The 22,567-nt window shown below is 62.7% G+C and carries 26 protein-coding genes and 1 pseudogene; 17 read left to right on the top strand and 10 right to left on the bottom strand.

The window, feature by feature from the left end; all coding sequences use genetic code 11:
- Positions 1 to 160: 160 nt before the first annotated feature.
- Both Q8O80_RS10165 and Q8O80_RS10160 read right to left on the bottom strand, forming a co-directional pair.
- The gene (locus Q8O80_RS10165; protein ID WP_305579353.1) at positions 161 to 451 is read right to left on the bottom strand and encodes a hypothetical protein; all 291 of its coding nucleotides are present in this window, start codon (positions 449 to 451) and stop codon (positions 161 to 163) included.
- Positions 452 to 505: 54 nt separating this feature from the next.
- Positions 506 to 1,417 carry a LysR substrate-binding domain-containing protein gene (locus tag Q8O80_RS10160; RefSeq protein WP_305579352.1) on the bottom strand — a complete coding sequence of 304 codons (912 nt, stop codon included), beginning with the start codon at positions 1,415 to 1,417 and terminating at the stop codon, positions 506 to 508.
- A gap of 104 nt (positions 1,418 to 1,521) precedes the next feature.
- Here Q8O80_RS10160 and Q8O80_RS10155 point away from each other — a divergent pair, with 104 nt between their 5' ends.
- The gene (locus Q8O80_RS10155; RefSeq protein WP_305579351.1) at positions 1,522 to 1,668 is read left to right on the top strand and encodes a hypothetical protein; all 147 of its coding nucleotides are present in this window, start codon (positions 1,522 to 1,524) and stop codon (positions 1,666 to 1,668) included.
- Positions 1,669 to 1,720: 52 nt separating this feature from the next.
- Positions 1,721 to 2,206 (top strand): hypothetical protein, encoded by a 486-nt coding sequence (locus Q8O80_RS10150; RefSeq protein ID WP_305579350.1) that lies wholly within the window; start codon positions 1,721 to 1,723, stop codon positions 2,204 to 2,206.
- A 9-nt stretch (positions 2,207 to 2,215) separates the two neighbouring features.
- Here the strand turns inward: Q8O80_RS10150 and Q8O80_RS10145 are convergent, their stop codons facing one another.
- On the bottom strand, positions 2,216 to 3,130 hold the full coding sequence (locus Q8O80_RS10145; protein ID WP_305579349.1) for an extensin family protein: 915 nt from the start codon (positions 3,128 to 3,130) through the stop codon (positions 2,216 to 2,218).
- Between the two features lie 102 nt (positions 3,131 to 3,232).
- Here Q8O80_RS10145 and lepA point away from each other — a divergent pair, with 102 nt between their 5' ends.
- Together lepA and Q8O80_RS10135 are read left to right on the top strand one after the other, a co-directional pair.
- The gene (gene lepA / locus Q8O80_RS10140; protein ID WP_305579348.1) at positions 3,233 to 5,038 is read left to right on the top strand and encodes a translation elongation factor 4; all 1,806 of its coding nucleotides are present in this window, start codon (positions 3,233 to 3,235) and stop codon (positions 5,036 to 5,038) included.
- Between the two features lie 166 nt (positions 5,039 to 5,204).
- Positions 5,205 to 5,888, top strand: coding sequence for a hypothetical protein (locus Q8O80_RS10135; RefSeq protein ID WP_305579347.1), 684 nt, complete (start codon positions 5,205 to 5,207; stop codon positions 5,886 to 5,888).
- A 9-nt stretch (positions 5,889 to 5,897) separates the two neighbouring features.
- Here the strand turns inward: Q8O80_RS10135 and Q8O80_RS10130 are convergent, their stop codons facing one another.
- Complete coding sequence (locus tag Q8O80_RS10130; RefSeq protein WP_305579346.1) at positions 5,898 to 6,812, bottom strand: HNH endonuclease; 915 nt, start codon at positions 6,810 to 6,812, stop codon at positions 5,898 to 5,900.
- Between the two features lie 69 nt (positions 6,813 to 6,881).
- Here Q8O80_RS10130 and Q8O80_RS10125 point away from each other — a divergent pair, with 69 nt between their 5' ends.
- From Q8O80_RS10125 to Q8O80_RS10075, 11 genes and pseudogenes are all read left to right on the top strand, one after another.
- Positions 6,882 to 7,583 (top strand): hypothetical protein, encoded by a 702-nt coding sequence (locus tag Q8O80_RS10125; RefSeq protein WP_305579345.1) that lies wholly within the window; start codon positions 6,882 to 6,884, stop codon positions 7,581 to 7,583.
- Positions 7,584 to 7,663: 80 nt separating this feature from the next.
- Positions 7,664 to 8,800, top strand: a complete 1,137-nt coding sequence (locus tag Q8O80_RS10120; protein WP_305579344.1) for a hypothetical protein — start codon at positions 7,664 to 7,666, stop codon at positions 8,798 to 8,800.
- A 157-nt stretch (positions 8,801 to 8,957) separates the two neighbouring features.
- Entirely contained in the window at positions 8,958 to 9,665 is a 708-nt protein-coding gene (locus Q8O80_RS10115) for a hypothetical protein (RefSeq protein WP_305579343.1), read from the top strand.
- A gap of 465 nt (positions 9,666 to 10,130) precedes the next feature.
- Positions 10,131 to 10,340 carry a cold-shock protein gene (locus Q8O80_RS10110; protein WP_305579342.1) on the top strand — a complete coding sequence of 70 codons (210 nt, stop codon included), beginning with the start codon at positions 10,131 to 10,133 and terminating at the stop codon, positions 10,338 to 10,340.
- A 62-nt stretch (positions 10,341 to 10,402) separates the two neighbouring features.
- Positions 10,403 to 10,612: a hypothetical protein gene (locus Q8O80_RS10105; protein WP_305579341.1), complete on the top strand. Its 210-nt coding sequence runs from the start codon at positions 10,403 to 10,405 to the stop codon at positions 10,610 to 10,612.
- 61 nt (positions 10,613 to 10,673) lie between these two features.
- Positions 10,674 to 10,955 (top strand): annotated as a pseudogene (locus Q8O80_RS21555) (YegP family protein); the annotation flags it as partial.
- A 12-nt stretch (positions 10,956 to 10,967) separates the two neighbouring features.
- Positions 10,968 to 11,168, top strand: coding sequence for a DUF1508 domain-containing protein (locus Q8O80_RS10095; protein ID WP_305579354.1), 201 nt, complete (start codon positions 10,968 to 10,970; stop codon positions 11,166 to 11,168).
- A gap of 71 nt (positions 11,169 to 11,239) precedes the next feature.
- Entirely contained in the window at positions 11,240 to 12,040 is an 801-nt protein-coding gene (locus tag Q8O80_RS10090; protein ID WP_305579340.1) for a transporter substrate-binding domain-containing protein, read from the top strand.
- Between the two features lie 166 nt (positions 12,041 to 12,206).
- Entirely contained in the window at positions 12,207 to 13,007 is an 801-nt protein-coding gene (locus Q8O80_RS10085; protein WP_305579339.1) for an amino acid ABC transporter permease, read from the top strand.
- A 58-nt stretch (positions 13,008 to 13,065) separates the two neighbouring features.
- The gene (locus Q8O80_RS10080) at positions 13,066 to 13,572 is read left to right on the top strand and encodes a CreA family protein (RefSeq protein ID WP_305579338.1); all 507 of its coding nucleotides are present in this window, start codon (positions 13,066 to 13,068) and stop codon (positions 13,570 to 13,572) included.
- Positions 13,573 to 13,745: 173 nt separating this feature from the next.
- Complete coding sequence (locus Q8O80_RS10075; protein WP_305579337.1) at positions 13,746 to 14,381, top strand: peroxiredoxin; 636 nt, start codon at positions 13,746 to 13,748, stop codon at positions 14,379 to 14,381.
- Positions 14,382 to 14,461: 80 nt separating this feature from the next.
- On the opposite strand, the gene mbfA is transcribed toward Q8O80_RS10075, so the two are convergent.
- From mbfA to Q8O80_RS10060, 3 genes are all read right to left on the bottom strand, one after another.
- Positions 14,462 to 15,442, bottom strand: a complete 981-nt coding sequence (gene mbfA, locus Q8O80_RS10070; protein WP_305579336.1) for an iron exporter MbfA — start codon at positions 15,440 to 15,442, stop codon at positions 14,462 to 14,464.
- A gap of 82 nt (positions 15,443 to 15,524) precedes the next feature.
- Positions 15,525 to 16,415 (bottom strand): NAD(P)/FAD-dependent oxidoreductase, encoded by an 891-nt coding sequence (locus Q8O80_RS10065; RefSeq protein WP_305579335.1) that lies wholly within the window; start codon positions 16,413 to 16,415, stop codon positions 15,525 to 15,527.
- Positions 16,408 to 16,863: an Rrf2 family transcriptional regulator gene (locus Q8O80_RS10060; protein WP_305579334.1), complete on the bottom strand. Its 456-nt coding sequence runs from the start codon at positions 16,861 to 16,863 to the stop codon at positions 16,408 to 16,410. Before Q8O80_RS10060 ends, Q8O80_RS10065 begins: the two co-directional genes overlap by 8 nt.
- 168 nt (positions 16,864 to 17,031) lie before the next feature.
- Between Q8O80_RS10060 and Q8O80_RS10055 the strand changes: the two genes are divergently transcribed.
- Positions 17,032 to 18,285, top strand: a complete 1,254-nt coding sequence (locus tag Q8O80_RS10055; protein WP_305579333.1) for an O-antigen ligase — start codon at positions 17,032 to 17,034, stop codon at positions 18,283 to 18,285.
- Entirely contained in the window at positions 18,282 to 19,160 is an 879-nt protein-coding gene (locus tag Q8O80_RS10050) for a glycosyltransferase family 8 protein (protein ID WP_305579332.1), read from the top strand. The genes Q8O80_RS10055 and Q8O80_RS10050 overlap by 4 nt, the downstream gene beginning before the upstream one ends.
- Here the strand turns inward: Q8O80_RS10050 and Q8O80_RS10045 are convergent.
- The 3 genes from Q8O80_RS10045 to Q8O80_RS10035 form a co-directional block, all read right to left on the bottom strand.
- Positions 19,157 to 19,993 (bottom strand): glycosyltransferase, encoded by an 837-nt coding sequence (locus Q8O80_RS10045; RefSeq protein ID WP_305579331.1) that lies wholly within the window; start codon positions 19,991 to 19,993, stop codon positions 19,157 to 19,159. The genes Q8O80_RS10050 and Q8O80_RS10045 overlap by 4 nt on opposite strands.
- A gap of 50 nt (positions 19,994 to 20,043) precedes the next feature.
- On the bottom strand, positions 20,044 to 21,171 hold the full coding sequence (locus tag Q8O80_RS10040) for a Gfo/Idh/MocA family protein (protein WP_305579330.1): 1,128 nt from the start codon (positions 21,169 to 21,171) through the stop codon (positions 20,044 to 20,046).
- Between the two features lie 166 nt (positions 21,172 to 21,337).
- Entirely contained in the window at positions 21,338 to 22,387 is a 1,050-nt protein-coding gene (locus Q8O80_RS10035; RefSeq protein WP_305579329.1) for a DUF2793 domain-containing protein, read from the bottom strand.
- Between the last annotated feature and the right edge of the window lie 180 nt (positions 22,388 to 22,567).

Raw genomic sequence — 22,567 nt, 5'->3', positions numbered from 1 at the left:
GCAAGAATGGTGGCCACGAGAAAGAACTTGTCAGCACTCATGCCCGGTCTCTAGGACCGTGCCTGGTCAAAGGCAAGGCAATGCCCGACACGGCGCCCGCAAAAATCGCCTGTGCTCAACAGCGGCGAATGGCTGTCGGGTGAGGTCGAGCCGCTCCCCCTCACTCCGGAAATTCCCGCTCCGTCCGCACATAGCTCACTGCCGTCGGTCGCCGGCGCCGTTCCGTTGCCTTGCATTTCTTGATGATGGCGCGCACCCGCTTGATCACGCCAATGCCCATGCCCTCGATTTCGAGCAGTTTGGGGCCGGCGATCTTGTCGATCTCGCCCAGGGTTTTCAGCCCGCAGCTTTGCAGCTTCTTGCCGGTGCCGTCCTCGTCCCGCAGGTCGATCACCGCAATGTCCTGCCATTTGAGCGCGCCGCGCAGCCATGCTCGATAACTATCTGCCATGGCTCTCCATAGCGCGAGCACCCGCCCGCTGGCTATCCCATTGCACGTCGTATCTCATCCCCGCGCCAGTCCCAGATAGCCATTGACGCTGGCCGGCACTTCCTCGGCCAGCCAGCTGCGCAGCGCCCGCAGCTTGGCGCTCTCGCGCCGCCCCTTGGCCACCACCAGAAAATAGCCCTGTGGCCCTTCCACGCTATGGTTGAACGGCCGCACCAGCCGCCCGTCGCTGACCGCGTCGGCGCTCATCATGTCGGCAGCCATCAGCACGCCCTGTTCGGAAATCGCCGCGTCAAACGCCAGCGAGGCGTCCGAATAGATCGGCCCGGTCAGCTTGATCGCCGGGTCCAGCCCCACTTCGCTTCGCCACGCCTCCCAGCTGAGCATGGTGGTCACATCCTGGATCACCGGCACCTGCGCCAGGTCGGACAGCCTCCTCAGCCGCGGCGCCACCGATGGCGCGCACACCGGCTGATAGGCCGTGCCGCCCACCAGCTCGGCGGTCACCCCCGGCCAGCGCCCATGCCCGAAGCGGATACCGCAATCGACATCGGGCCGGCTGAGATCGACCATGCTGGCGGTAACGCTCAGCCGCAACTCGATATCGGGATGCGCCTGGCTGAACTTGTTGATCCGCCAGATCAGCCAGCGCGAGGCAAACACGCTGCCCACGGTGAGGTTGAGCACGCTGTCATCGCTGCCCTTCAGGCTCGCCAGCCCGTCGGCCAGGCCGGTAAACCCTGCCGTCAGCTGCGGTAGCGCGGCCTTGAGCGGCGGCAGCGGCTTCAGCCCGCTCGGCGTGCGCTCGAACAGCGCCAGCCCCAGCCGCTCCTCGGCCCGCCGTAAATGCTGGCTCACCGCGCCAATCGTCACCCCCAGCTCCTCGGCTGCCGGGGCCAGCGCGCCACGCCGCGCCACAATCTCGATGGCCCGCAGTGCATTGAGCGGAATGGGGAAGGGGTTCTGCATATAGTTTTTCTATATCCGCCTCGTGACCTTGTCCATTGTATATCGCCATTCCAAGCGTGATAGTGCCGGCGATAACCACAGCAAGACCCAAAGGAGGTCACAAAATGTCTAGTCTAGCCAAATTCGTGCGCCGCCTCGTCGCGCGCACCAGCCCCACCACAAGACCCGATCGGGAACTGGATAATCTGTCGCTGCGCGATTGGGCGGATTTGCCCGTGCATCACCCTCAATCCGACGCCACGTCGTTCTGAGGCCACATTCGGGAGGTCCAAGGGAGACAGCTAGTTTCTTGAAGGTGTCCCCATGTTCCGTTCCCTCGCCGTGCTCTCCGTTCTCGCCCTTGGCCTCAATCCTGCCCTGGCGCAGGACGCCCCGGCGCCCGCGCCGGCGGCGCCCGCTGTTCCGGCGGCCACCGATATCGTGGTCGATCCGGCGGCAACCCTTTCCAGCGCCCCCAAGCAGGATGAGCTGCTGACCGGCTTTTATGCCACCATGGCGGTGATCGAGATTTGTGCACTGCCCGTGCCCGAGCAGATCAAGGCCGGCATGGCCGGCGACCAGAAACGCCTCGAAGCCAGCGTTGGCCTCGATGAAGTCAGCGCCATGACCGCCTATGCCAAGGTCAGGGCCGATGTCGAAGCCACCGCGCCCGATTGCGCCGAAGGCAGCCCCGACCGCGCCAGCGTTGACGCCGTCACCGCCTTTTATGCCCAGACCGACGCGGTTCCGGCGCCCGGCACTGCCGCTCCCGGTGCTGCGCCGGCGGCACCAGCCGTCCCCGCGCAATAAGCCAGCCGCCTATTCGCAGAGCTGCGCCGTGCAGCTCTGCCCGTGGCAGCCGAGATCGAGGTGGATATGATCCTCGTGATCGGCATTGGCCTCGGGTCCCAGCACCGTGGTGAAGCTGCCGCAGGCGGCGTCATGCGCCAGCCGCAGCAGCCGTCCCTCGGCCGCATTGCCCGGTAGCCAGCCGGTCTTGACCGCCAGCACCCGCCCGTCCTGCAGGGTGAAGCCGTTGACATCGAGCGCATTGGCAAAGCCGTGCTCGGACACGAAGCCCGTCTCGGCATTGTTGCGCTTGCGGCACATATAGCCCGGCCCGGTATTGATCTGCGCCAGCGGGCTCTCCAGCATCGCCTGGGCATAGCCATCCACCTGCGCCACCCAGGCGGGCAGGGCGCTGGCCATGGCGCAATTGGTGGTGACCGGGCTCGATAGCGGCACCAGCCGCCCCCGGCTCAATACCGCCGTCACCTCGAGCGGCGATTGTTCCCCGCACGCCCCCTCGGCAATCGGCGCCCGCATGGTCGCCGCGACCAGGCCCTGCAATACCGCCGGACAGGCCCCCTGATACACCCGCGCCGACGCCGCGCGCTCTGCTGCCGCCTCGGCCTCAGGTTCCGGCGCTGACTCGGCCTCGGTCTCTTCCGGCGCTGTCTCGGCAGCCGGCTCGGCAGCGGAAAAATCCGGTCGCGCCAGGGGACTCGGCGGCGCTACCGGGGCAATGTCGGGCCGCGCCACCACCGGCGGGGTCGGCGCCCTGGGGGCTGCCGGGCGCGCCGTGCCGCCGCTGTCTTTCGGCGGTGGACTGGCCTTGGCGGGCCCGGTCAGCTGGTCGGCCAGCTCCTGCAGGGGCGCCAGCCAGTCCTGCCCATAGGCGGGGCTGAAACTGCAGGTCAGGGCGAGGGCGAGGGCGATTGGGGTGATCTTCATCCCCTGCAACGCCCGGCCCGGCCGCTTCGTTGCCACATCAGCCGCCTTAACGCTGCGGAAACCATCTTTGCGCGCCCTTTGGCATCTGCTATCAGGCCACCCATGACAACGCCGCTTTCCCACATTCGCAATTTCTCCATCGTCGCGCACATCGATCATGGCAAGTCCACCCTGGCTGACCGGCTGATCCAGCTCACCGGCGGATTGGAGCTGCGCGAGATGAAGGCGCAGGTCCTCGATTCCATGGATATCGAGCGCGAACGCGGAATCACCATCAAGGCGCAGACCGTGCGCCTGAAATATCACGCGCTCAATGGCGAGGATTACATCCTCAACCTGATCGACACCCCCGGCCATGTCGACTTCGCCTATGAAGTCTCCCGTTCCATGGCCGCCGTGGAAGGATCGCTGCTGGTGGTCGACGCCAGCCAGGGCGTTGAGGCCCAGACCCTGGCCAATGTCTATCACGCGCTCGACGCCAATCACGAAATCGTCCCGGTGCTGAACAAGGTCGATCTGCCCGCCGCCGATGTGCCGCGCGTCAGGCAGCAGATCGAGGACGTCATCGGCATCGACGCTTCCGACGCGCTGGAAATCTCCGCCAAATCGGGCTTCGGCATCGACACCGTGCTCGAAGCCATCGTGCATCGCCTGCCGGCCCCCAAGGGCGATATCAACCTGCCGCTCAAGGCGCTGCTGGTCGATAGCTGGTACGATACCTATCTCGGCGTCGTCGTGCTGGTGCGCATCATCGACGGGGTGATGAAAAAGGGCCAGAAGATCCGCATGATGGCCTCGGGCGCCGTCTATGAGCTTGATCGCGTCGCCGTCAGCACGCCCAAGCTGGTCGAAGTCAAGGAGCTGGGCCCCGGCGAGCTGGGCGTCTTCACCGCCTCGATCAAGGAAGTGGCCGATACCAATGTCGGCGACACCATCACCGAGGACAAAAAGCCCACCGCCCAGGCCCTGCCCGATTTCCGCCCGGCCCAGCCCGTGGTGTTCTGTGGCCTGTTCCCGGTCGACGCCTCCGATTTTGACGAGCTGCGCGCCGCCATGGGCAAGCTGCGGCTCAACGACGCCAGCTTTTCCTATGAGATGGAAACCAGCGCGGCGCTCGGCTTCGGCTTCCGCTGCGGCTTTTTGGGCCTGCTGCACCTCGAAATCATCCAGGAACGGCTCAGCCGCGAGTTCGATCTCGATCTGATCGCCACCGCCCCCTCGGTGGTCTATGAAATCGCCATGACCGACGGCACGCAGATCCATCTGCACAACCCCGCCGATCTGCCCGATGTGATGAAGATCGAGGAGATCCGCGAGCCCTGGATCAAGGCGACCATTCTCACCCCCGACGACTATCTCGGCTCGATCCTCAAGCTCTGCCAGGATCGCCGCGGCATCCAGCGCAATCTGAGCTATGTCGGCAACCGCGCCATGGTCGAATATGATCTGCCGCTCAATGAGGTGGTGTTCGATTTCTATGATCGGCTGAAGTCCATTTCCAAGGGCTATGCCAGCTTTGACTATGCCCTGGCCGATTACCGCGTCGGCGATCTGGTCAAGCTGACTGTCCTCGTCAATGCCGAGCCGGTCGACGCCCTGTCCATGCTGGTGCACCGCTCCGTCGCCGAAGGCCGTGGCCGGCTGATGTGCGAAAAGCTCAAGGATCTGATCCCGCCGCACCTGTTCGTCATTCCCATCCAGGCGGCGATTGGCGGCAAGATCATCGCCCGCGAAACCGTCCGCGCCATGCGCAAGGACGTGACCGCCAAATGCTATGGCGGCGACGCCACCCGCAAGCGCAAGCTGCTGGAAAAGCAGAAAAAGGGCAAAGCCAAGATGCGCCAATACGGCAATGTCGAAATCCCCCAGGAAGCCTTCATCAAGGCGCTGAAGATGGGCGACGAGTAGTCCACAGCTCGCGCCCCACCCACGGTGTCATCCCGGCGAAGGCCGGGACCCATCCTGAGGTGTTGCAACACTCGGGATCGGTGCATGCCCCGCCTCGCCCGAGGGGAGAAGTCGGCGCGCAGCGGGGGTGAAAAGGTGGTCGGTCTCGCGCAGAGGGAGATGGAGCTTGGATCAATCGCAAGCCTTCGATCTGGAAGCTCAACTAGGCAAGATTGAACATACCGCCGCCGGACTGAAAAAGATCCCCGATACCTATATAGGTCCGCAGGGCACAAAAATTCCCGACATCGGCTGGTTTGTACTTGCGGCAGTCAAGAAAACGACGTCGCTGAGCCATGCCTTCTGCCTGCTGGTGCGCGCCAAGAATACGCTCGCGGCTGCGGCGCTCATCAGATTGCAACTCGATACCGCTATGCGTATTTTTGGTCTGTCGCTCATAGAGGACGTTGAAGCGGCAGGCACGCACCTGATGAATGACGGGAGCTACCGAGAACTCAAGTCCCGTCACAATGAACGCCTCGATGACAAAATTCTCCATCAGAAACTGAACGAGTATTATCCGGGGCTGAGTGCAGTCTATAAGGCCACGTCCTCCTATGTGCATCTGTCAGGGGCGCACATCAAAACAGGACTGTTGGAGCAAGAAGGGACGTCGGTGCTCTTTTTTCATCTCAATGGCACAGATGATGCAAAGGCCGACCAGCAATTCGCCGAGATTGTGGACGCATTCGATCAAGCGACGACGCTGACGACCGAACTGATCGAGGACTTCATGCGATACCGGTATGGCCGTGTCGCTGGAGCCCGCCCCACCCACCGCGCCATCCCTCCCCCTTCAGGGGGAGGTTAGGTGGGGGCCTCACGCCTTGAAACAATTCTCCCGATGCCACTGCAGATACGCCGGATGCGGTCGGTCCCGCGCCATCAGCGGCCCGATCAGCTTGCCCGTCTTGTTGATCAGGCTTTCCACGCCGTCGCGGTCATTGACCTGCCGTGAGACGATGATGTCGAGTTCATCGCTGAGCCCGATCAGCCCCCGATCAAACATCCAGTGCGCTGTGCCCGAAAGCGCCACGCCATTATTGATGATGTCGGGGCCATTGTGCTCAACCGGCCGAATATGCGCCGCCGCCACCTCGGCCCGCCCGCCACCATTGATCAGCTTGAGCCCGGTCACCGCGCAGCGCTCGCCATAGGCGCGCAGCACCACCCGGCGAAACACCCGGTCGCGCACCACCCGCGTGGTCATGGCGCTGATCCGCTCGCGCTCCTGCTCATGGATAAAGGCCGATTGCCCCATCTCGCCGATGCTATTGGGCAGGTCCGCTGTCACCTCCGCGGCGCCCACGCGCGGCAGCAGCGGCTGCTCCTCAGCCAGACCGCGCGCCAGAATGCGGTCAAAATCCTGCGGCGAGATCGGCCGCACCGCCGCCTGCGCCCGTCCGGAAATCCGGCCCTGTTCGTTGAGCAGCCCCTTTTCCACCCAGCCATCGGCATCGACAAACGGCACCGGATGGGCAAATTCGAGATAGCTGCCCGGCTCGATCAGCGCCAGATACATGTCGGTGGCGCTGGGGTCGGGCACAATCCGCTCTACCCGCGCCATGGCATAATAGCCCTTCGAGCCACGCACCTTGACCGGCTCATAGTAGACAATCCAGTCGCCCACACAGGCCTGCGCGCGGTCGAGATAGGGCTTGGGGAACTGGTAGCGTTCCGCCGGGCTATCGTCGTAGATCGAGTCGGCCCGGTGGATGAATACGCCGAAGGTCATTTACTATGATCGTGCTCTTCTACACAATAAACCTATAATCAAATCTGAATTGCAGTTTGGTGTTTGGCAATGGCTAATCTAGGTGACAACAACCCCAGGGCTTTCGGCGATGCGGTCTCGCTTGATGCATGGAGAACAAGATATGATGAAAATAGTGGTGAGGCAGATCTGCACGTCAACGTGGTGTTTTCGGATGGAAGGGTTGGCGGCGGCATAGGCTCCCCTGTGCGTTTCAGACTTCAACTGTTGAGAGCAGATGTTCATGTGGTTCGTGACTCCGCTAGCGTGCTGAAAATATCCCCAAGCTCTGTCCTGACTCCGAATGCGTCCCCGATTGAGCGTACAGCGAAGACTTCTCTAGAGACAGAACATGCCGGCCAAGCACGGCTATCTCTTGGTACAGCAAGTTCCGCCGAGTTCGCTGGCGGCAGAAAACATGTGGTGCGGCAGGAGGTTGTGGAAACGGGCGCGGCGGCGATCATGAAGTTTGTGTCCATGAAAACTCCCGAAGGATACCTGTTTCGGATCGAGCAGGTGCCCGATGCCCCACTATCTGGCAGCCCTTGGTCACCATCTACTTCCGTATTAACGATGAAAGATCCAAAAGCGCCGAGAACAAATGGCGAGCCGCCGGAGCTGCGCATTGAATTGCGCTGCCGTCGTGAAGACATGCACATAACAGACATTCAGATTACAGAGAACGGAAGAAATGTGCTCGTTTCTCCCAACAAAATGCTCGCTGTAGAGCAGTACATAAATCAGAATTACTAAAGATCGGCTTTTTTGTAACAGATATTTCCGATCCTTTTGCCGAAGTCGTTATTGCGGATGTAATTCCGGTGGAAGAGTGAATGTATGAAAAAGCCATAGATATTGCTAGAAGTAATTCAGACAATCTGAAGAGTCTGGCTTCAATATCTGGATATGATCCAAAGTATTATTATTTCGATGCCGATTTCAATGGTGTAGATATACGGGGGCAAGATTTAGTTGGTCTTGAACTGGGTGCAGCCAGATTTGCTGGCGTTCGAGCCAATGCTTTAACTAAGCTAGATCCACAATTTCGTGGCGTTGTTCTGCAGGCGGCGCTGGACACCATTGCAAGTGGTGAGTTGCCGGCATTTCTTCATCAAATAAGAGATCGGGATCCAGAGTATATAGCTTTGCTTGCGGCGGCAGGTAGATCAGAAGAGGCTTATAAACTTGCTGAAGAAATAATATCGAGCAATAGAAACTTGCCTTTATTTAACTCTGATATAATTGAATGCGACCTATTTAGCAGTTCTATAGAAAATAGATATTTCAATAAATGGTTTGAAAACAATAAAGTGGATTCTAAGGCATGCTTTAATATTGCGATTTTTCTTTTATTGGATAAAGATCTAGATTCACTAAGAAGTGCTGCCATTGAGTTTGTGCGGATTCATGTAAAAAGCGGCTACATATCAAACGTCATTTTTGCCCTTTTTCAGAGAAGACTGGTTTTAACGACAGGAGCAGGGTCGTTAGTCGCCCTATGGATAAGAAAGCACGCAAGAAACAATAGATTGCCGGATATATGGACATCGTACTTGGTTGCAGGCGAGCGACACATCGAACTAGACAGGCTGTTATTGCGCTGGCTTCGAGGGGTGGCGCGTAAGACGGAGTTCGACGGCGTTTTCTGGCTGGCCGCAAAGATGCTTTCGCCCAAAGTCTACTCGTCTTTAGTCTCTCTGAAAAAAATGGACAGGCCAGATTTCGGAAGCGAAATAAATCATTCCATAATAAGCGGACTAAAAGACAAAAGTAACGCATCTCTTTCACTATGGCACTTAGTAAAGTCTATTCGCTCCGGTATTTCTGAAGTAAATAAGGATGAGCTATTTATAGTGTATAAGGACCGAAGGGAGACGCTTTTGTATTGGGCAAATATAGGGAAGGTTGAGGTTAATATTTTGACAGAGGTCGACGAACTGTTTGGATTGGGCGCCAAAGAGAGCTCTTAGCGCTGTGGGGCTGGCATTTCGCGAACGGCAGAGACGCCGATCGCCAACTTGCCAATGGTTTAGCCTTAGGTTCATTTTGCTGCTCACATCCTTATCCCCCCCCCCTCCACCCGGCCATACCCTCTCCACCCCAGCCTCGCGCACGAGAGGCGTTTTCATGCGCACCCACACCACCAAGCCGCCTTTCGGGGAACAATCCCCTCAAGGCCAGCCTGCGGCGCAGGCTGAACGCGTTCCCAAAGCCGGCACCACCACCGCCACCCTTGCCGAGCGCCACGAGGCGCTGTGGCTGGGGCTCAGCGCCCTGCATAAGGACCTCGTCGCCCTCGGCGCCAAAAAGCCAACCGCGCCGGTGTCCGAGCCCGTGCGCATCGCCGCCGAAGGCCTGCTCAGCGAGTGTGCCCCCTTCATCCGCAAGCGCAAGGAGCGCCTGCCGGTCGCGGCGGCCGACCTGGCGGGGCTGGCGGTGCAGCTCGGCCAGGCGCTGGCCGGGCTGGAGGACTGGGAGAGCCGCCACACCAGCTGGGACGAGCAGTTCAACTGCCGCATCTGGAACCTCCACAGCGGCTACCGGCCGATTATGCGCCTCAAGCCGCCCGCTGCGGCGCTCAATTTCGAGCGGGATGACATGGATTACATGCGCGGCCAGCTGGTGGTGCGCATGGAGCAGCGCGAGCGGCGCGCCTACCAGGAGGGCTTTGAGGCCGGGCGCGCCGCCCGGGCCGGGGCGCCCGCCGATTCCCTCTCGGCCCGCGCGGCTGCGGGCCAGACCCCGATAGGGCAGGGCCAGCCGGTGGGCGCCGGTCCGCTGGGGGCTGTGTCGGGCGGCCCGCAAACTTATCCCCGGCTGCGCGGGCTGGCGTAAACTCATGCCCATCACCCCGCACGGGCGGCCTGCAGGCGAACAGTGGTGGGGTGTGCCGGGTGGGAGTTCGTCTCTTCCACAGGTTCCAGTCCGGCCGTGTGGGGGCGAGCGATCCCCGTGCCGCCGTACAGTTCCAAAAACCGGCGTTCCGGGACGGCGTTCGTCTCACTATCCAATTCCTCAGAGGCGAAAGCCGTCTCGGGACCCGCCTTTATGCAGCACCCGGAGGCGTCCGCGCCGTCCGGCGCGCCGGCCTGCCCGGCCCATGGCTTTCCTTGCCCTTGGGCCCCCGTGGTGCTAAGGGTCTCTCCACGTTTTCAGCCTTTCAAAGGCTTACCCATGCTGCTGGCGATCCCGGCGCGCTGGTGATCCCCGGAACCTTGTCAACGTTTCTGCCCCTGTGTGCATGTTGCCACGGGGAATTGCCCGCACCCAGTGGGGCGGACTCAGTTCGGATCTACGCACATGGCCATCAACGGCACAGTCAAATTCTTCAACGCCACCAAGGGTTTTGGTTTCATCCAGCCTGACGAGGGCGGCGAAGACACTTTCGTTCACATTTCGGCCGTCGAGCGCGCCGGCCTGTCCAGCCTCAATGAAGGCCAGAAGGTTTCGTTCGAAGTCGAAAAGGGCCGCGACGGTCGCGCCAGCGCCACCAATATCGCCGTTCTCTAAAGCCTGTTGCGGGCCGCCAGCGGTTAGCCGCAGCGGCCCGTAATCTATTTGCGGAGCCCATCATGCACAAATATTCCGTCGGCCAGACCCTCGAATTGCTGCCCCTGCACGGCAGCAGCGCCCGCAAGGCGGCTGCCTGCGAAATCGTCGCCCTGCTGCCCTATGAGGGCCACATGGTGCAATACAAGGTGCAGTCGAGCCTGGAAGCCTATCAGCGCATCGTCAGCGAAGCCGATCTGCGCGTCCCCGCCGAAGCGCTGCCCCAGGCCTGATTGCCGCCCGCCGGACGGGCACGCCAGCGGGGCCTGAGCAACTTGTCCCCGCGCCGGCAGCATGGGCTATCATCATGGCCAGGCCGCGCGGCGCCAACCAGCCCCCTTCCAATTTTCGCCGCGCGGGCTAGTCTTGCGCCCATCAGGCAGCCACTGCCGGCTGTCCTTGTTGAGGAGGCCCAGCGTCATGGCGCATAAATTCAAGATCACCCCCGCCGCCAACGAGCAGTTCAAGTTCGCCTTTGTCTACAATGCCGAGACCATCGTCTGGTCGGAGAACTACAAGGCCAAGGCCAGCGCCAAATCGGCCATTGAATCGCTGAAGAAAAATGCGCCCGGCGCGCCCACGGTCGATCTGACCAGAAACGAGACCGGCACCGGCTACCGCTTCGAGATCGCCGGCTCCAGCGATGGCCAGTTCTATGTGCGCTTTGTCGCCTCCAATGGCGAAACCATGGTCCGCTCCGAGCGCTACAAGGCCAAGGCCAGCGCGGTGAACGCCATCGAATCGGTCAAGACCAATGGCCCGGACGCCGAACTTGTCGACGAGGCGTAAAGCCCATTTTCATTTCGCCGGCCGCTGGTTTAGTCTCCCGGCCACATCATTGCTCGGGAGACTGCCGCCTCATGTCATCACTCACCAAATTGCTGGCCGCCGCCGCGGTCACCGTCTCGCTCGGCCTGTCATCGGTCGCCGCCCAGCAGCTGCCTGACCTCGATGGTCGCGCCATCGTCGCGGTCACCGAAAACGCCTATGTGCCGCTCAACTTCGCCGATCCGGCCACCGGCGAAGGCATCGGCTTTGAATATGACCTGTTCAACGAGATCGCCCGGCGCCTCAACGCCACGGTCACCTGGGAGCTCTCGAGCTGGGACGTGATGATCCAGGCGGTGCGCGATGGCCAGTTCGATGTCGGCATGGACGGCATCACCATCAATGACGAGCGCAAGGCGCAGATCGATTTTTCCGACAGCTACCTCACCAGCCAGCAATTGATGCTGGTGCGCGCCGATGAAGACCGCTTCGACGGCGCCGAGAGCTTTGCCGCCAATGCCGAGCTGCTGGTCGGCGCCCAGGCCGGCACCACCAATTTCTACGTCGCCGTCTACAATGTGCTCGATGGCGACGAGGCCAATCCGCGCATCAAGCTGTTCGACACCTTTGGCGCGTCGGTGCAGGCGCTGCAGGCCAATGACGTCGATACCGTGCTGATGGACCAGACCTCCGCCAATGGCTATATCGGCGCCAATCCGGGCGCCTTCAAAGTGGTCGGCACCCCACTCGGCACCGAGGATTTCGGCTTTATCCTCACCCCGGGCTCCGATCTGGCGGCCCCCATCAACGCCGCTCTGGCCCAGATCAAGGCCGACGGCACCATGGACGCCCTGCAGCAGAAATGGTTCTACGAGTTCAATTCGGCGCAGTGATTTGAACCACTGAAGTTTCAGTCGGCACCCTCCCCCTCGCGCGGAGGGATCAAGGGTGGGGGCGGTCGGCCCTTATATCCCGGCTCTCGCACCCCTTCCCAACCTCCCCCGTAAAGGGGCAGGTGCTGCCCCGAGTTCGCGGTTTGCAGCGTGGAACACATCATCAATGACCTATACCCCCCGCAAACCCTCCATTCTCGCCCGCACCCCCTGGTGGCTGCTGGCGATCCTGCTGCTGTTCGTGCTCGGCTATTGGGGCATCGCCACCGATGCCGGCTACAGCCAGATCTTCAACGCGGTGGCGGGTGGGCTGGGCACCACGCTGTGGGTCACCGGCGTTGCCTTTTTCGCCGCCACCGTACTCGGCCTGCTGGTCGCCCTGGCGCGCACCTCCGACAATCGCATCCTGCGCGAACTGGCCACCTTCTATGTCGAGATCATCCGCGGCATTCCCGTGCTGGTGTTCCTGTTCTACGTCGCCTTTGTCGGGGCCCCGGCCATGGTCGGGGCGCTGAACTGGGTGCTGCAGCCCTTCGATACCGCCATCACCGTGCGCCAGTTCGATTTTGCCTGGCGCGCCATTGTGGCGCTCACCGTCTGCTACTCCGCCTTCATCGCCGAGATCTTTCGCGCCGGCATCCAGTCGGTCGATCGCGGCCAGCTCGAGGCCGCCCGTTCGCTCGGCCTCAGCCGCTGGAAATGCTTCCGCCTCGTCACCGCCCCCCAGGCCCTGCGCACCATCCTGCCGCCGCTGGCCAATGATTTTGTCTCCATGATCAAGGACAGCGCGCTGGTCTCGGCGCTGGGCGTGCAGGACATCACCCAATTGGGCAAGGTCTACTCCTCGGGCACCTTCCTGTTCTTTGAGACCTATAATGTGGTGGCGCTGCTCTATCTCACCCTGACCATTTCGCTGTCTCTGCTGGTGCGGGTGCTGGAGCGGCATCTGCGCGAAAACCGGCATTGACCCTTGCGCTGGCGACGCGCGCGGCCCATCTGTGGCAGACAATATTGGGAGCCTGCTGATGAACCGTCTTGCCACCCTCGCCCTGACAGCCCTGGTCGCTGTCAGCCTCGCCGCCTGTGGCGATGCCCGTGAGGTCGGCAGCGTCGGCGTCGACTGGACCGGCAATGACATTGCCGTCGATGCCCTGGCCGATCCTGAAGTCGATGGCGTGGTCTGCCACCTGGCCTATTTCAACCGCTCCTTCATCGACCGCGTCAGCCAGGGCAACTGGTTCGAAGATCCCTCCTATTCGGCCCTTGATTGCTCGGTCACCGGCCCCATCACCATTGGCGATATTGCCACCAGGGGCGGTGGCGAAGAGATTTTCAAGGAGGGTCGTTCGCTGATCTGGAAGTCGCTGCGCGTCACCCGCATCTATGACACTGCCAACAATGCGCTGATCTATCTTGCCCATGCCCGCGAGATCCAGCAGGGCAGCGGCAAGATGAGCCTCTCGGTCATTCCGCTCAATACCGAGCAGGTGGTCTGGAGCAATGGTGCCCCGGCCCGTCCGGCCGCGCAATAGCACGCCGATCTGCGCCATACTGTGCCGGGCTGGCTTCTTGGAACAGCTTGGCGTGGCCCTCGGGCACAACACAAAAACATTCCGCCCGGTGCGGCTACTAGGCGAGCGCGTAGAATTCTATCTTTGTACCACGCAAACCTGGGCCAGCTTTGGCCCCAAAAAGGAACAGCACGATGTCCATTTTGATTGGCGACACCGCCCCTGATTTTACCGCTGACTCCAGCGAAGGCCCGATCCACTTCTACGATTACATCGAGGGCTCCTGGGCCGTGCTGTTCAGCCACCCCAAGAACTACACCCCGGTATGCACCACCGAACTGGGCTTTACCGCCAAGCTCAAGCCCGAATTCGACAAGCGGGGCGTCAAGGTGCTGGGCCTGAGTGTTGACAAGCTTGAGGATCACGCCGGCTGGGCCAGGGACATCGAGGAAACGCAGGGCGTCGCGCTCAATTTCCCGCTGCTGGCCGATACCGATGGTTCAGTCGCCCGCAAATACGACATGATCCATCCCAATGCCGATAACAGCCTGACCGTGCGTTCGGTCTTCGTCATCGGACCCGACAAGAAGGTTAAGCTCAAGATCGAGTATCCCGCTTCCACGGGCCGCAACTTCAACGAAGTGCTGCGCGTCATCGACAGCCTGCAGCTCACCGCCAAGCACCAGGTCGCTACCCCGGTGAACTGGGAAAATGGCGATGATGTCATCATTGCCGGCTCGGTCAGCAACGAGGCGGCCAAGGCGAAATATCCAGAGGGCTGGAAGGAACTCAAGCCCTATCTGCGCGTTGTACCGCAACCCCGCGACTAATCCGCGGCGGCCCGTTTTCTCCCTGACTGATCTGGGCGGTAGCAGAAGCTGCCGCCCTTTCTCGTCGCCGCCCTGAACAGCTAGGCCATGCCGATGGCGATGCCGGCAGCGAACACCAGCGCGCCACCGACCACCACCTGCAGGGCGGCGCGCCAGAACGGGGTCTGCATGTAGCGGTTCTGGATGAAGGCGATGGCCCACAGCTCGATGAGCACCACAGCAATGGCAATGGTGGTGGCAACGGTGAAATCGGCGATGAGATAAGGCAAGGCGTGGCCGAGGCCGCCAATGGCGGTCATGATACCGGCGGCCAAGCCGCGCTTGATGGGTGAACCGCGCCCGGTCAGCTTGCCATCGTCCGACGCCGCTTCGGTAAAACCCATGGAAATGCCGGCGCCGACCGCGGCGGCCAAGCCCACCAGGAAGGTCTGGTGCGTATCGCCGGTGGCCATGGCCGCCGCAAACACTGGCGCCAGGGTGGAAACCGAGCCATCCATCAGCCCGGCCAGGCCAGGCTGGACATAAGTCAGCACGAACTGGCGGTGCGCTTCGCTCTTCTCGGTGTCGCGACCGTCCTCGCCGAGTACGTCAGCATCAATGCGGTCGGCTGCCTGGGCGTGTTTGCGCTCCTGCTCGGCCAGATCGCCAAGCAGCTTGCGGATGGCGACATCTGTGGCCTGATCGGCGGCAGCCAGATAGAAGCGGTAGGCGCTTTCCTCCATCTCCCAGGCCTGCTGGCGCACCGCCTCAAGTGTCATGGTCTTCATCAGCCAGAGCGGCTTGCGGCTGAGAAAGCCGCGCACATGTTCGCGCCGGATTGGTACCAGATGATCCCCGAAGCGGGCGACATAGAGATCGAGCAGGCGGCGGCGGTGTTCGTTCTCCTCCGCAGCCATGCCTTCAAACAGAGCGGCAGAGCCGGGATAGATGGCGGCCAGCCGCGTCGCGAACTCGGCATAAATGCGCCCGTCCTCCTCCTCGCCGGCAATCGCCAGAGCAAGGATTTCGCGTTCGGATAATGACGAAAAAGCGCGGCGATTGTCGGGCAGGAGAGAGAACATGAGGTGCCATCTACCGAAGAAGTTGGTAGGTTTCTAGAACCATTCTAAACTGAAGGCAACTACTGACGATGCGCGATCGGGGTTAAACCAGCATGGATTGCTGCGCAAAAACGCCGGCCATGGCGCCATGCGCCACGGCCAGGGTCACACTGGCCATCGGATTGGCCAGATCACCCGCCGCATAGACGCCGGGGAGACTGGTCTGGCGTCGATCATCGATGGTGAGCGCAATGCCGAACGGCCCCTCGCTCAGTTCCAGGCCCAGTGGACTGTGCAAATCGGCCGAAGGGCGATTGCGGGGATGGGCGAACAGCACATCGAGCGCGATTTGCCTGCCATCATCCAGCTCGACAGCGGCGATCTGGCCGTGCCGATGATTGATGGCACTGACCTTGCCCTCGACCAGCGCAACATTGCGACGGGCCAGATCGGCACGGGCCTCGGCATCGACAGGGTGGCCGTCAGCGAACAGGGTCAACCGGTTGGTCCAGTCGCCATAGAGCATGACCATGTGCAGCGAATGGGGCCCCGAATAGATCAGGCCCCAATGCTGGTCGGCCACTTCAAAACCATCGCAATAGGGGCAGGGTACGACCGATTTGCCCCAGCATTCGGCGAAGCCGGGCAGACTGGGAAACTGGTCGGTGACGCCGTAACTGAGCAGCAGGCGGCGCGCCTGCAGCGTGTCACCAGCTTCAGTGCGGACGGCAAAATCGTCGAGCGTGCCGCTGGCCGTGGTGGCACCCGAAGCGACCAGCCTGACCGTGGGGTAACGGGCCAGTTGCTGACGGGCAAGGTGCAGAATGTCAGCGGGCGGCCGGTGATCATGGCCGAGCAGGCCGTGCGAATGGCCGGCAAAGCGGTTGCGCGGCAGGCCGGTGTCGAGCACAGTGACCTTGCGCCGCGCGCGGCCCAATTGCAGGGCGGCGGACAGGCCGGCAAAGCTGCCGCCAATGATAACAACATCATCCATGGGATAAAACTCCGGGCGTAGGACCGAGGGGATGGGGGGTGGCCTGGTGGGCTATATCGGCCAGTGAGACGCGGGCCAGTCGGGCGGCCAAAAGCGCTTCGGCGTCGGCCAGAAACTCGCCCATGACCGTATCGACGGCACGAACAATGCCGCATTGCTGATCGCCTGGATCGCTTTCGGTGCGGATCAGCAGGCTCTCGCCCATGGCGACATAGATGGCCTGCAGGCTCAGCTGATCGGCAGGCCGCAGCAGACGCCACCCTCCGTCATGGCCTTTGGTGGCGCCGACAATCCCAGCCTCGCGCAGTTCGCCAAGCACACGGCGGACCACCACCGCATTGGTCATCAGGCATTGGGCCAGCGTGGCCGAAGTCATGGCAGTATCGGGTTGCAGGTGCAGATGCACCAAAGCATGCAGGGCGAGTGACAGGCGGCTGGATCGTTTCATGTAACATTATTTGTTACAATCTGGTTTTGCTGTCAACTACCTCTGGCCGAATCTGTTGCGCCGACGTCGCTCGGTAGCTTGACCGGAGAAAAAATAGCGCCGCCATCTCGACCAATCGAGAGCGGATGCGTGACGTTGGGCAGTTGACGCCCCGGTGGCGAAACGACATTGTCCGGCCAAATTGTGCCGGGGTCGATGAACGTGCTGCCCAAACTGGTTTTTATGCTTGCCTGGGCGGCCTTGTTCGCCGGGCTGACCTTGCCAACGCCGACCCCTGAAGTTGCCAATATTGCGACGCTGGTGCTGATGGGGGTGGGGCTGGTGCTGCTGGCCCTGGTGCCGTCAGCGCGGCTGGTGCTGCGGCAGCCGGCCATTGTGCTCTCGGCGGCGGCGGGCGTCGTGCTGCTCGTGGCGCTCGGGTTTACCGCGTCTTCGCCGCTGCATATCGCCATGATCATGGTGCTGGCGCCGCTTTGGCTCGCGGGCCCGCATGCCGGTTTGCTGACCCGGCTGGGAGCGCGGCTGACGCCTTTGGTGATCGCGAGCTTCGCCCTTGCCGGCGCGGCTGCTGGGGCCGCAATTGCCGCCTATGGTGCGCTGGTGCTGCAGCTGGAACGCGGCGGGTATCTGGTCAATAATCCCATCCATCTGGGCGATCTGTCGCTGATGCTTGGCTTTGTGGCGCTGGTGGGCATGCTGGACCGGCGCCGCGTGCGCTTCGTGTTCCTGCTGGGGCCGGTGCTGGCCCTGACTGCGGTGTGGTTCACCGGTTCGCGCGGGCCATTGGTGGCCTTTGTGCCGATGCTGGTTGTGGCCGCAACGGTTCTGGCCGTGATGACGCTGTCGCGCAGGCAGGCCATGACTGCCATTGCTGGGGTGGTCCTGCTGATTGCGGTGGCCGGCACCGCCATGATCGGCCTTGGGTTGGGCGGACGGCTTGGGGGGCTGGGCGAAGCTGCCATGGCGCTGGTGAGGGGCGGTCCCACCGACGGCGCGATCGGGGAGCGGCTTTTCATGTATCAGACCGCCTGGAACGCCTTCTGGGCCTCGCCCTGGTTTGGCTATGGCATGGTCGACTATACGATCAGCGCCGCGCCGTTTGCGCCCCCGGGACCGGGCTATCCACCCTCCGGGCATTTGCATAGCGATCTGGCCGATTTTGCGGTGATCGGCGGCGTGCTGGGATTGATCAGCTATGGCCTGCTGCTGGCGGCGCCGCTGGTCGGGGCGCTGGCGACGCGGGGGCAGAACCGACAGGCTGCGCTCTATCTGGGTGCCACGGCGAGTGTGGGCTATCTGAGCATGGGGCTGACCAATGCGATGTTCGGCATCCTGACCCAGACCGTGGTCTATGCGGTGATTCTGGCGCTGATCGCGGCATTGGCGCAACCCGCGCCCCTGGCACAGGGAGAGACCGCTTGACTGGCACGCCGATCCACATCGCCCTGACCTTTGACGACAATTTCTGGGCGCCAGCCTATGCGCTGATGCGTTCGATCTGTCTGAGCAGCCGACGGCGCGCCGATATGGTGTTTCATCTGCTGCATCTGCCGCTGACCGAGCAGCATATGGCCGACCTTGGCGCGATCACGACCGAATTCGGCGCCACCCTCATCTGGTACAATCTCTCCGAAAATGCAGAATTCGAACACGTCGTCCGCGACCTGCCCACGAGCACGCAATGGCCCAAGGTGGTCTATGGCCGCCTGTTGCTCGGCAGCCTATTGCCCGAACATGTCGAGCGGGTGATCTATCTCGATTGCGACATGATGGTGCGCGACCCGATCGAGACGCTGTATGACACCGATCTGGCAGGCTTCCCGCTGGCTGCCGTGCGCGACTCGGTGGATCCCTTCATCATGGGCAAGCGCGACATGGTGCAGAACCGGGATCTGTTCGAATATGCCGACCCCTATTTCAACTCCGGCATGTTGCTGATCGATCTGGTGGCGTGGCGCGCCATCGATATCAGGGCGCAGGTCACGGCGCTGGCGGCGCGCGGCATCATGAGCCGGCTGTATTACGATCAGGACATGCTCAACCTGATCTTTCACAATAACTGGCTGGCCCTGCCATGGCGCTGGAATACCATCGACGCCCATGCCGCCCATGAGGGGATGAACCCGGCCATTCTGCACTATACGCGCAAAGCCAAGCCCTGGGGGGTGCTGTCGGGCATGCTGCACTCCAGCGCCCATGCCCGGTTCTATCGGCACGTGATGACCAATGAACTGTTCTATCGCTTCGCCCGGCACCGCTGGCGGCGCTGGTGGAAAAAGCTGCTGCGGCTCAACTAGCGCTGATCGAGTTCAATGCCCTCGCGCTCGCACAGGGTCCAGAGCGCACTACCGGGTTCGGGCAGCGGCAGGTCGGCGCGGCCGCGGCGGGTCAGCTGGCTGCGCCAGAGATGGACGGCCAGGGTGTCCGGGGCAATCGCGCCATCAATGCTGGAGCCCGCCAGCATCAGGGCGGGAATGCCTTCATAGGGGATGGGGTAGAGCGCCGTGCTCGGCCGCACCAGATGCTCGAGCCCGCGCTGCGCCATATGATGGGTCAGGGCCATCGGGCCGGTGGCGCCATATTGCATGTCTTCGGGCGCGATGGTTTCCCCGAGCAGGCGGCGGGCGGCGACTTCGAGACGCCGGCCCCAGGGCAGATGCGGCTCCAGCAGCGGGCGCTCGGTGTCGGTGAAAATCGACAGCAGATCGCCGAGCAGCGGGGCATCGGCCGGGATATGCAGTACCGCGCCATTGATCGAGCCGGGCCGCTCATAGGCCATCAGATAATCGGGCGGGCCTTCTATGGGGCGGACGCAATAGACGTCGAGATCGGCATAGATGCCACGACCCTGCCGCAGCACCATCATGCGGAAATAGTCGGAGAACACGCCGGGCGTGCCCTTGCCCTTGTAGAATACCAGCTTGTCGCGTGGCAGCACCTCGGCGGCGTCGCGCGGGGTGGCGCCGGGTGGCAGGCCCGCAATGGGGTCGAATGAATAGACCTCCACGGCGTGGCCATGGCGGCGGAAAGAGGCGATCGAGAGGGCCTCGAGCCAGCTCATCGGGCCATGCCAGAAGCTGACAATGGTGGGCAATTGGGCGGTCATGGTGGTCCGGGTGTGACGGGACATTGCCGTGTGCTTACCCCGGCACGCGCCATGCTGTCACCCCGGAGCATGGCTCAGCCCAGCACGCCGTTGCGCAGCGAGCTTGCCAGTGGCTCGGGACGCGCGACGGGGGTCTTGATATCGATGGTGCGGCCATCGCGCGAGGCCGTTTCGAAGGCCTCCATGACTTCGAGCACATGCAGGGCCAGATCGCCATTGGCGCGATGCGGGCGACTATCGAGAATGCCGTGCGCCATGTCGGCGACGCCGAGCGAGCGATAATTGCCATCGGCATAGGGCTGGGTCACCGGGACCGGGGTCCAGTCCTCGCCCTTGCCGCGCTTGCGCAGTTCCACATCGCCGCCGAAGAAATTGGGGTCGGGAACGATCAGGCTGGCCTCGGTGCCATAGAGTTCGAGCGGCACATGCTTGTGCGCGGCAACATCGAAGCTGAGCCCGACCTGCACGATGGCGCCATTGGCAAAGCCCAGCGCACCGGTGACATGGGTGTCGATCCTGACGTCCATGATCTCGCCCTTCCGGGGCTCGGAGGTGACGGGGCGCTGGGCGCGCAGGCGCGAACTCATGGCCGAGACGCGCGCCACCGGGCCGAGCAGGTTTACCAGTTCGGTGATGTAATAGGGACCCATGTCGAGCACCGGGCCGCCGCCGATATCGTAGTAGAAGGCCGGATCGGGATGCCAGCTTTCGTGGCCCGGGCACTGGAAGAAGGCGGTGCCGCCGACCAGCTGGCCGAGCGCCCCGCTATCGACCACGCTGCGCGCCTGCTGGTGCGAGCCGCCCAGGAAGGTATCGGGTGCCGAGCCGATGCGCAGGCCGGCCCGGTTGGCCGCGTCGAGCAGCTGACGCCCCTCCGTATAATTGATGCCAAGCGGCTTTTCCGAATAGACGTGCTTGCCGGCGGCCAGACAGCGCAGGCCGACCTCGACATGGGCGCGGGGGATGGTCAGGTTGACGATCAGCTGGATGTCGGGGCTGGCCAGCATCTCGTCGATGCTCATCGCGCTCAGGCCGAATTCGGTGGCGCGGGCCTGCGACGCCTCGGGGCGCATATCGGCGAGACCCCTGATATCGAGGACCGGAAAGCCGGCCATGGTTTCATGGCCGGTGATGGCCCGCAGATAGGCCGACGAAATATTGCCGGCGCCGATAAAGCCGATCCCCAAGCGCTTGCCGCTCATGCGCGCATTCCTCCCAGACGTACGTGCCTCAAACTAGCGGGGAGAATTGCGCCGCGCCAGCCGGGCGGCAAAATTTATCGCGCTCACTCTGCATCGGGGCAAGCCGGGCCGGAGCGCCCCGGCGCACGACAGCGCTGGCGGGGAAGCTTCCGGCCGGGCGGCGATCTCAATTACTCTCCAGTGCTTTCACCCGGCAGGCCAGCTCATGCACCGCAGCGATCAGGGGGGCGATGAAGGCATCGTAGCGCAGGCCCTGTTCGCTTTCGGGATCGGTGGGGTCGGCCAGGATGTGTCCGGCGAAATCCCTGCCGGCGAGGGCCGCCTCTACGTCCTGCGCCAGGAGGCCATAATGGGTGCGCCGCCCGGGAAGGCTCGCGCCCGCCGCCTGGCCACCGACGCGCCAGCGATAGCGCACCGGGGCCAGCGACAGAATGAAATCAAGCCCGAGGTCGCAGACGCCGATATCGGTTTTCAAACGCGCGTCGGAGGTCTGGATGGTGCCGGTTGCCGCCCACAGGGTTGACCAGCGCGCGCCGGGGCCGCCCAGCGTCATGGCGTTGTCGGTGGCGGGCTGGATGCTGGCAGCAACGGTCGCGGCGCCAGTGGTCGCATTGACGGTAATCGCATCGATCCAGGTGACGCCATCGGGGCTGACCTTGAGGCGCCAGTGATCATCGCCGGCCAGACCCATTTCGGCGCGGCCGGACCAGTTGGTCTGATAGAGCAGGCTGGCGGTGTCACCGGGCGCAGCCTTGTTGATTTTTACCTGATGACCATTGCCGGCATGGCTGAGCAGGCTGGCTGCCGATGCAACCGCGAGGCGATTGGTGGTGTCGGCGCTGGTATTGATGCCGAGCTGCGGCAGGGCGGCGCCGAGCGACGCCAACGGGGTCCAGGCGCCGGCATCAAACACCAGCTGGGTCTGGTCGGAGCGGTCATACACCTGCCAGCCGGCAGCCGGATCAAGAAAGCTCCAGGCGCCCGACTGGAAGGCGGCGATCTCATTGCTGTGGCCAGACCAGGCCCCCGTTGCGCCGGCGGGTACGATCCAGGCTTCTCCGGCCATCGGGGTGGCCGGGGGCGTGGCCAGCGTGCGGCTTTCCACACTGGGCTGCACCAGCGCGTCGAGCGTCTGGATGGCCTCATTGTGAGTGATGTGCTTTTGCGCCTGGCCCGGCATGATGAATGGCAGCGTGAGGCGGGGTGTGTGATCCATTGGGGTTCTCCTTTGTACGAAGTATCCGGCTGGAACGGGGGGCGGGGACAAGCGGGACAGCCGGGTTCGAACAACGGGGCGCCTTTTGCCGACAGCCGGCGACATTGCTCGCCGCACAACTCAGCGCCGCCCGGCCCTGCGTCGGGGCCGCGTGAATGGCGGGAACGGACACAGTATGGG

The sequence above is a fragment of the Devosia sp. genome (assembly GCF_030689745.1).
GTDB lineage: Bacteria > Pseudomonadota > Alphaproteobacteria > Rhizobiales > Devosiaceae > Devosia > Devosia alba.
This window is presented reverse-complemented; position numbering and strand designations above follow the sequence as displayed.

Bases quoted from the DNA above. Each gene is read 5' to 3' on its own strand.
- Q8O80_RS10165 (WP_305579353.1), bottom strand. From the start codon at position 451: ATGGCAGATAGTTATCGAGCATGGCTGCGCGGCGCGCTCAAATGGCAG.
- Q8O80_RS10160 (WP_305579352.1), bottom strand. From the start codon at position 1,417: ATGCAGAACCCCTTCCCCATTCCGCTCAATGCACTGCGGGCCATCGAG.
- Q8O80_RS10155 (WP_305579351.1), top strand. From the start codon at position 1,522: ATGTCTAGTCTAGCCAAATTCGTGCGCCGCCTCGTCGCGCGCACCAGC.
- Q8O80_RS10150 (WP_305579350.1), top strand. From the start codon at position 1,721: ATGTTCCGTTCCCTCGCCGTGCTCTCCGTTCTCGCCCTTGGCCTCAAT.
- Q8O80_RS10145 (WP_305579349.1), bottom strand. From the start codon at position 3,130: ATGAAGATCACCCCAATCGCCCTCGCCCTCGCCCTGACCTGCAGTTTC.
- lepA (WP_305579348.1), top strand. From the start codon at position 3,233: ATGACAACGCCGCTTTCCCACATTCGCAATTTCTCCATCGTCGCGCAC.
- Q8O80_RS10130 (WP_305579346.1), bottom strand. From the start codon at position 6,812: ATGACCTTCGGCGTATTCATCCACCGGGCCGACTCGATCTACGACGAT.
- Q8O80_RS10125 (WP_305579345.1), top strand. From the start codon at position 6,882: ATGGCTAATCTAGGTGACAACAACCCCAGGGCTTTCGGCGATGCGGTC.
- Q8O80_RS10120 (WP_305579344.1), top strand. From the start codon at position 7,664: ATGTATGAAAAAGCCATAGATATTGCTAGAAGTAATTCAGACAATCTG.
- Q8O80_RS10115 (WP_305579343.1), top strand. From the start codon at position 8,958: ATGCGCACCCACACCACCAAGCCGCCTTTCGGGGAACAATCCCCTCAA.
- Q8O80_RS10110 (WP_305579342.1), top strand. From the start codon at position 10,131: ATGGCCATCAACGGCACAGTCAAATTCTTCAACGCCACCAAGGGTTTT.
- Q8O80_RS10105 (WP_305579341.1), top strand. From the start codon at position 10,403: ATGCACAAATATTCCGTCGGCCAGACCCTCGAATTGCTGCCCCTGCAC.
- Q8O80_RS10090 (WP_305579340.1), top strand. From the start codon at position 11,240: ATGTCATCACTCACCAAATTGCTGGCCGCCGCCGCGGTCACCGTCTCG.
- Q8O80_RS10085 (WP_305579339.1), top strand. From the start codon at position 12,207: ATGACCTATACCCCCCGCAAACCCTCCATTCTCGCCCGCACCCCCTGG.
- Q8O80_RS10080 (WP_305579338.1), top strand. From the start codon at position 13,066: ATGAACCGTCTTGCCACCCTCGCCCTGACAGCCCTGGTCGCTGTCAGC.
- Q8O80_RS10075 (WP_305579337.1), top strand. From the start codon at position 13,746: ATGTCCATTTTGATTGGCGACACCGCCCCTGATTTTACCGCTGACTCC.
- mbfA (WP_305579336.1), bottom strand. From the start codon at position 15,442: ATGTTCTCTCTCCTGCCCGACAATCGCCGCGCTTTTTCGTCATTATCC.
- Q8O80_RS10065 (WP_305579335.1), bottom strand. From the start codon at position 16,415: ATGGATGATGTTGTTATCATTGGCGGCAGCTTTGCCGGCCTGTCCGCC.
- Q8O80_RS10060 (WP_305579334.1), bottom strand. From the start codon at position 16,863: ATGAAACGATCCAGCCGCCTGTCACTCGCCCTGCATGCTTTGGTGCAT.
- Q8O80_RS10045 (WP_305579331.1), bottom strand. From the start codon at position 19,993: ATGTCCCGTCACACCCGGACCACCATGACCGCCCAATTGCCCACCATT.
- Q8O80_RS10040 (WP_305579330.1), bottom strand. From the start codon at position 21,171: ATGAGCGGCAAGCGCTTGGGGATCGGCTTTATCGGCGCCGGCAATATT.
- Q8O80_RS10035 (WP_305579329.1), bottom strand. From the start codon at position 22,387: ATGGATCACACACCCCGCCTCACGCTGCCATTCATCATGCCGGGCCAG.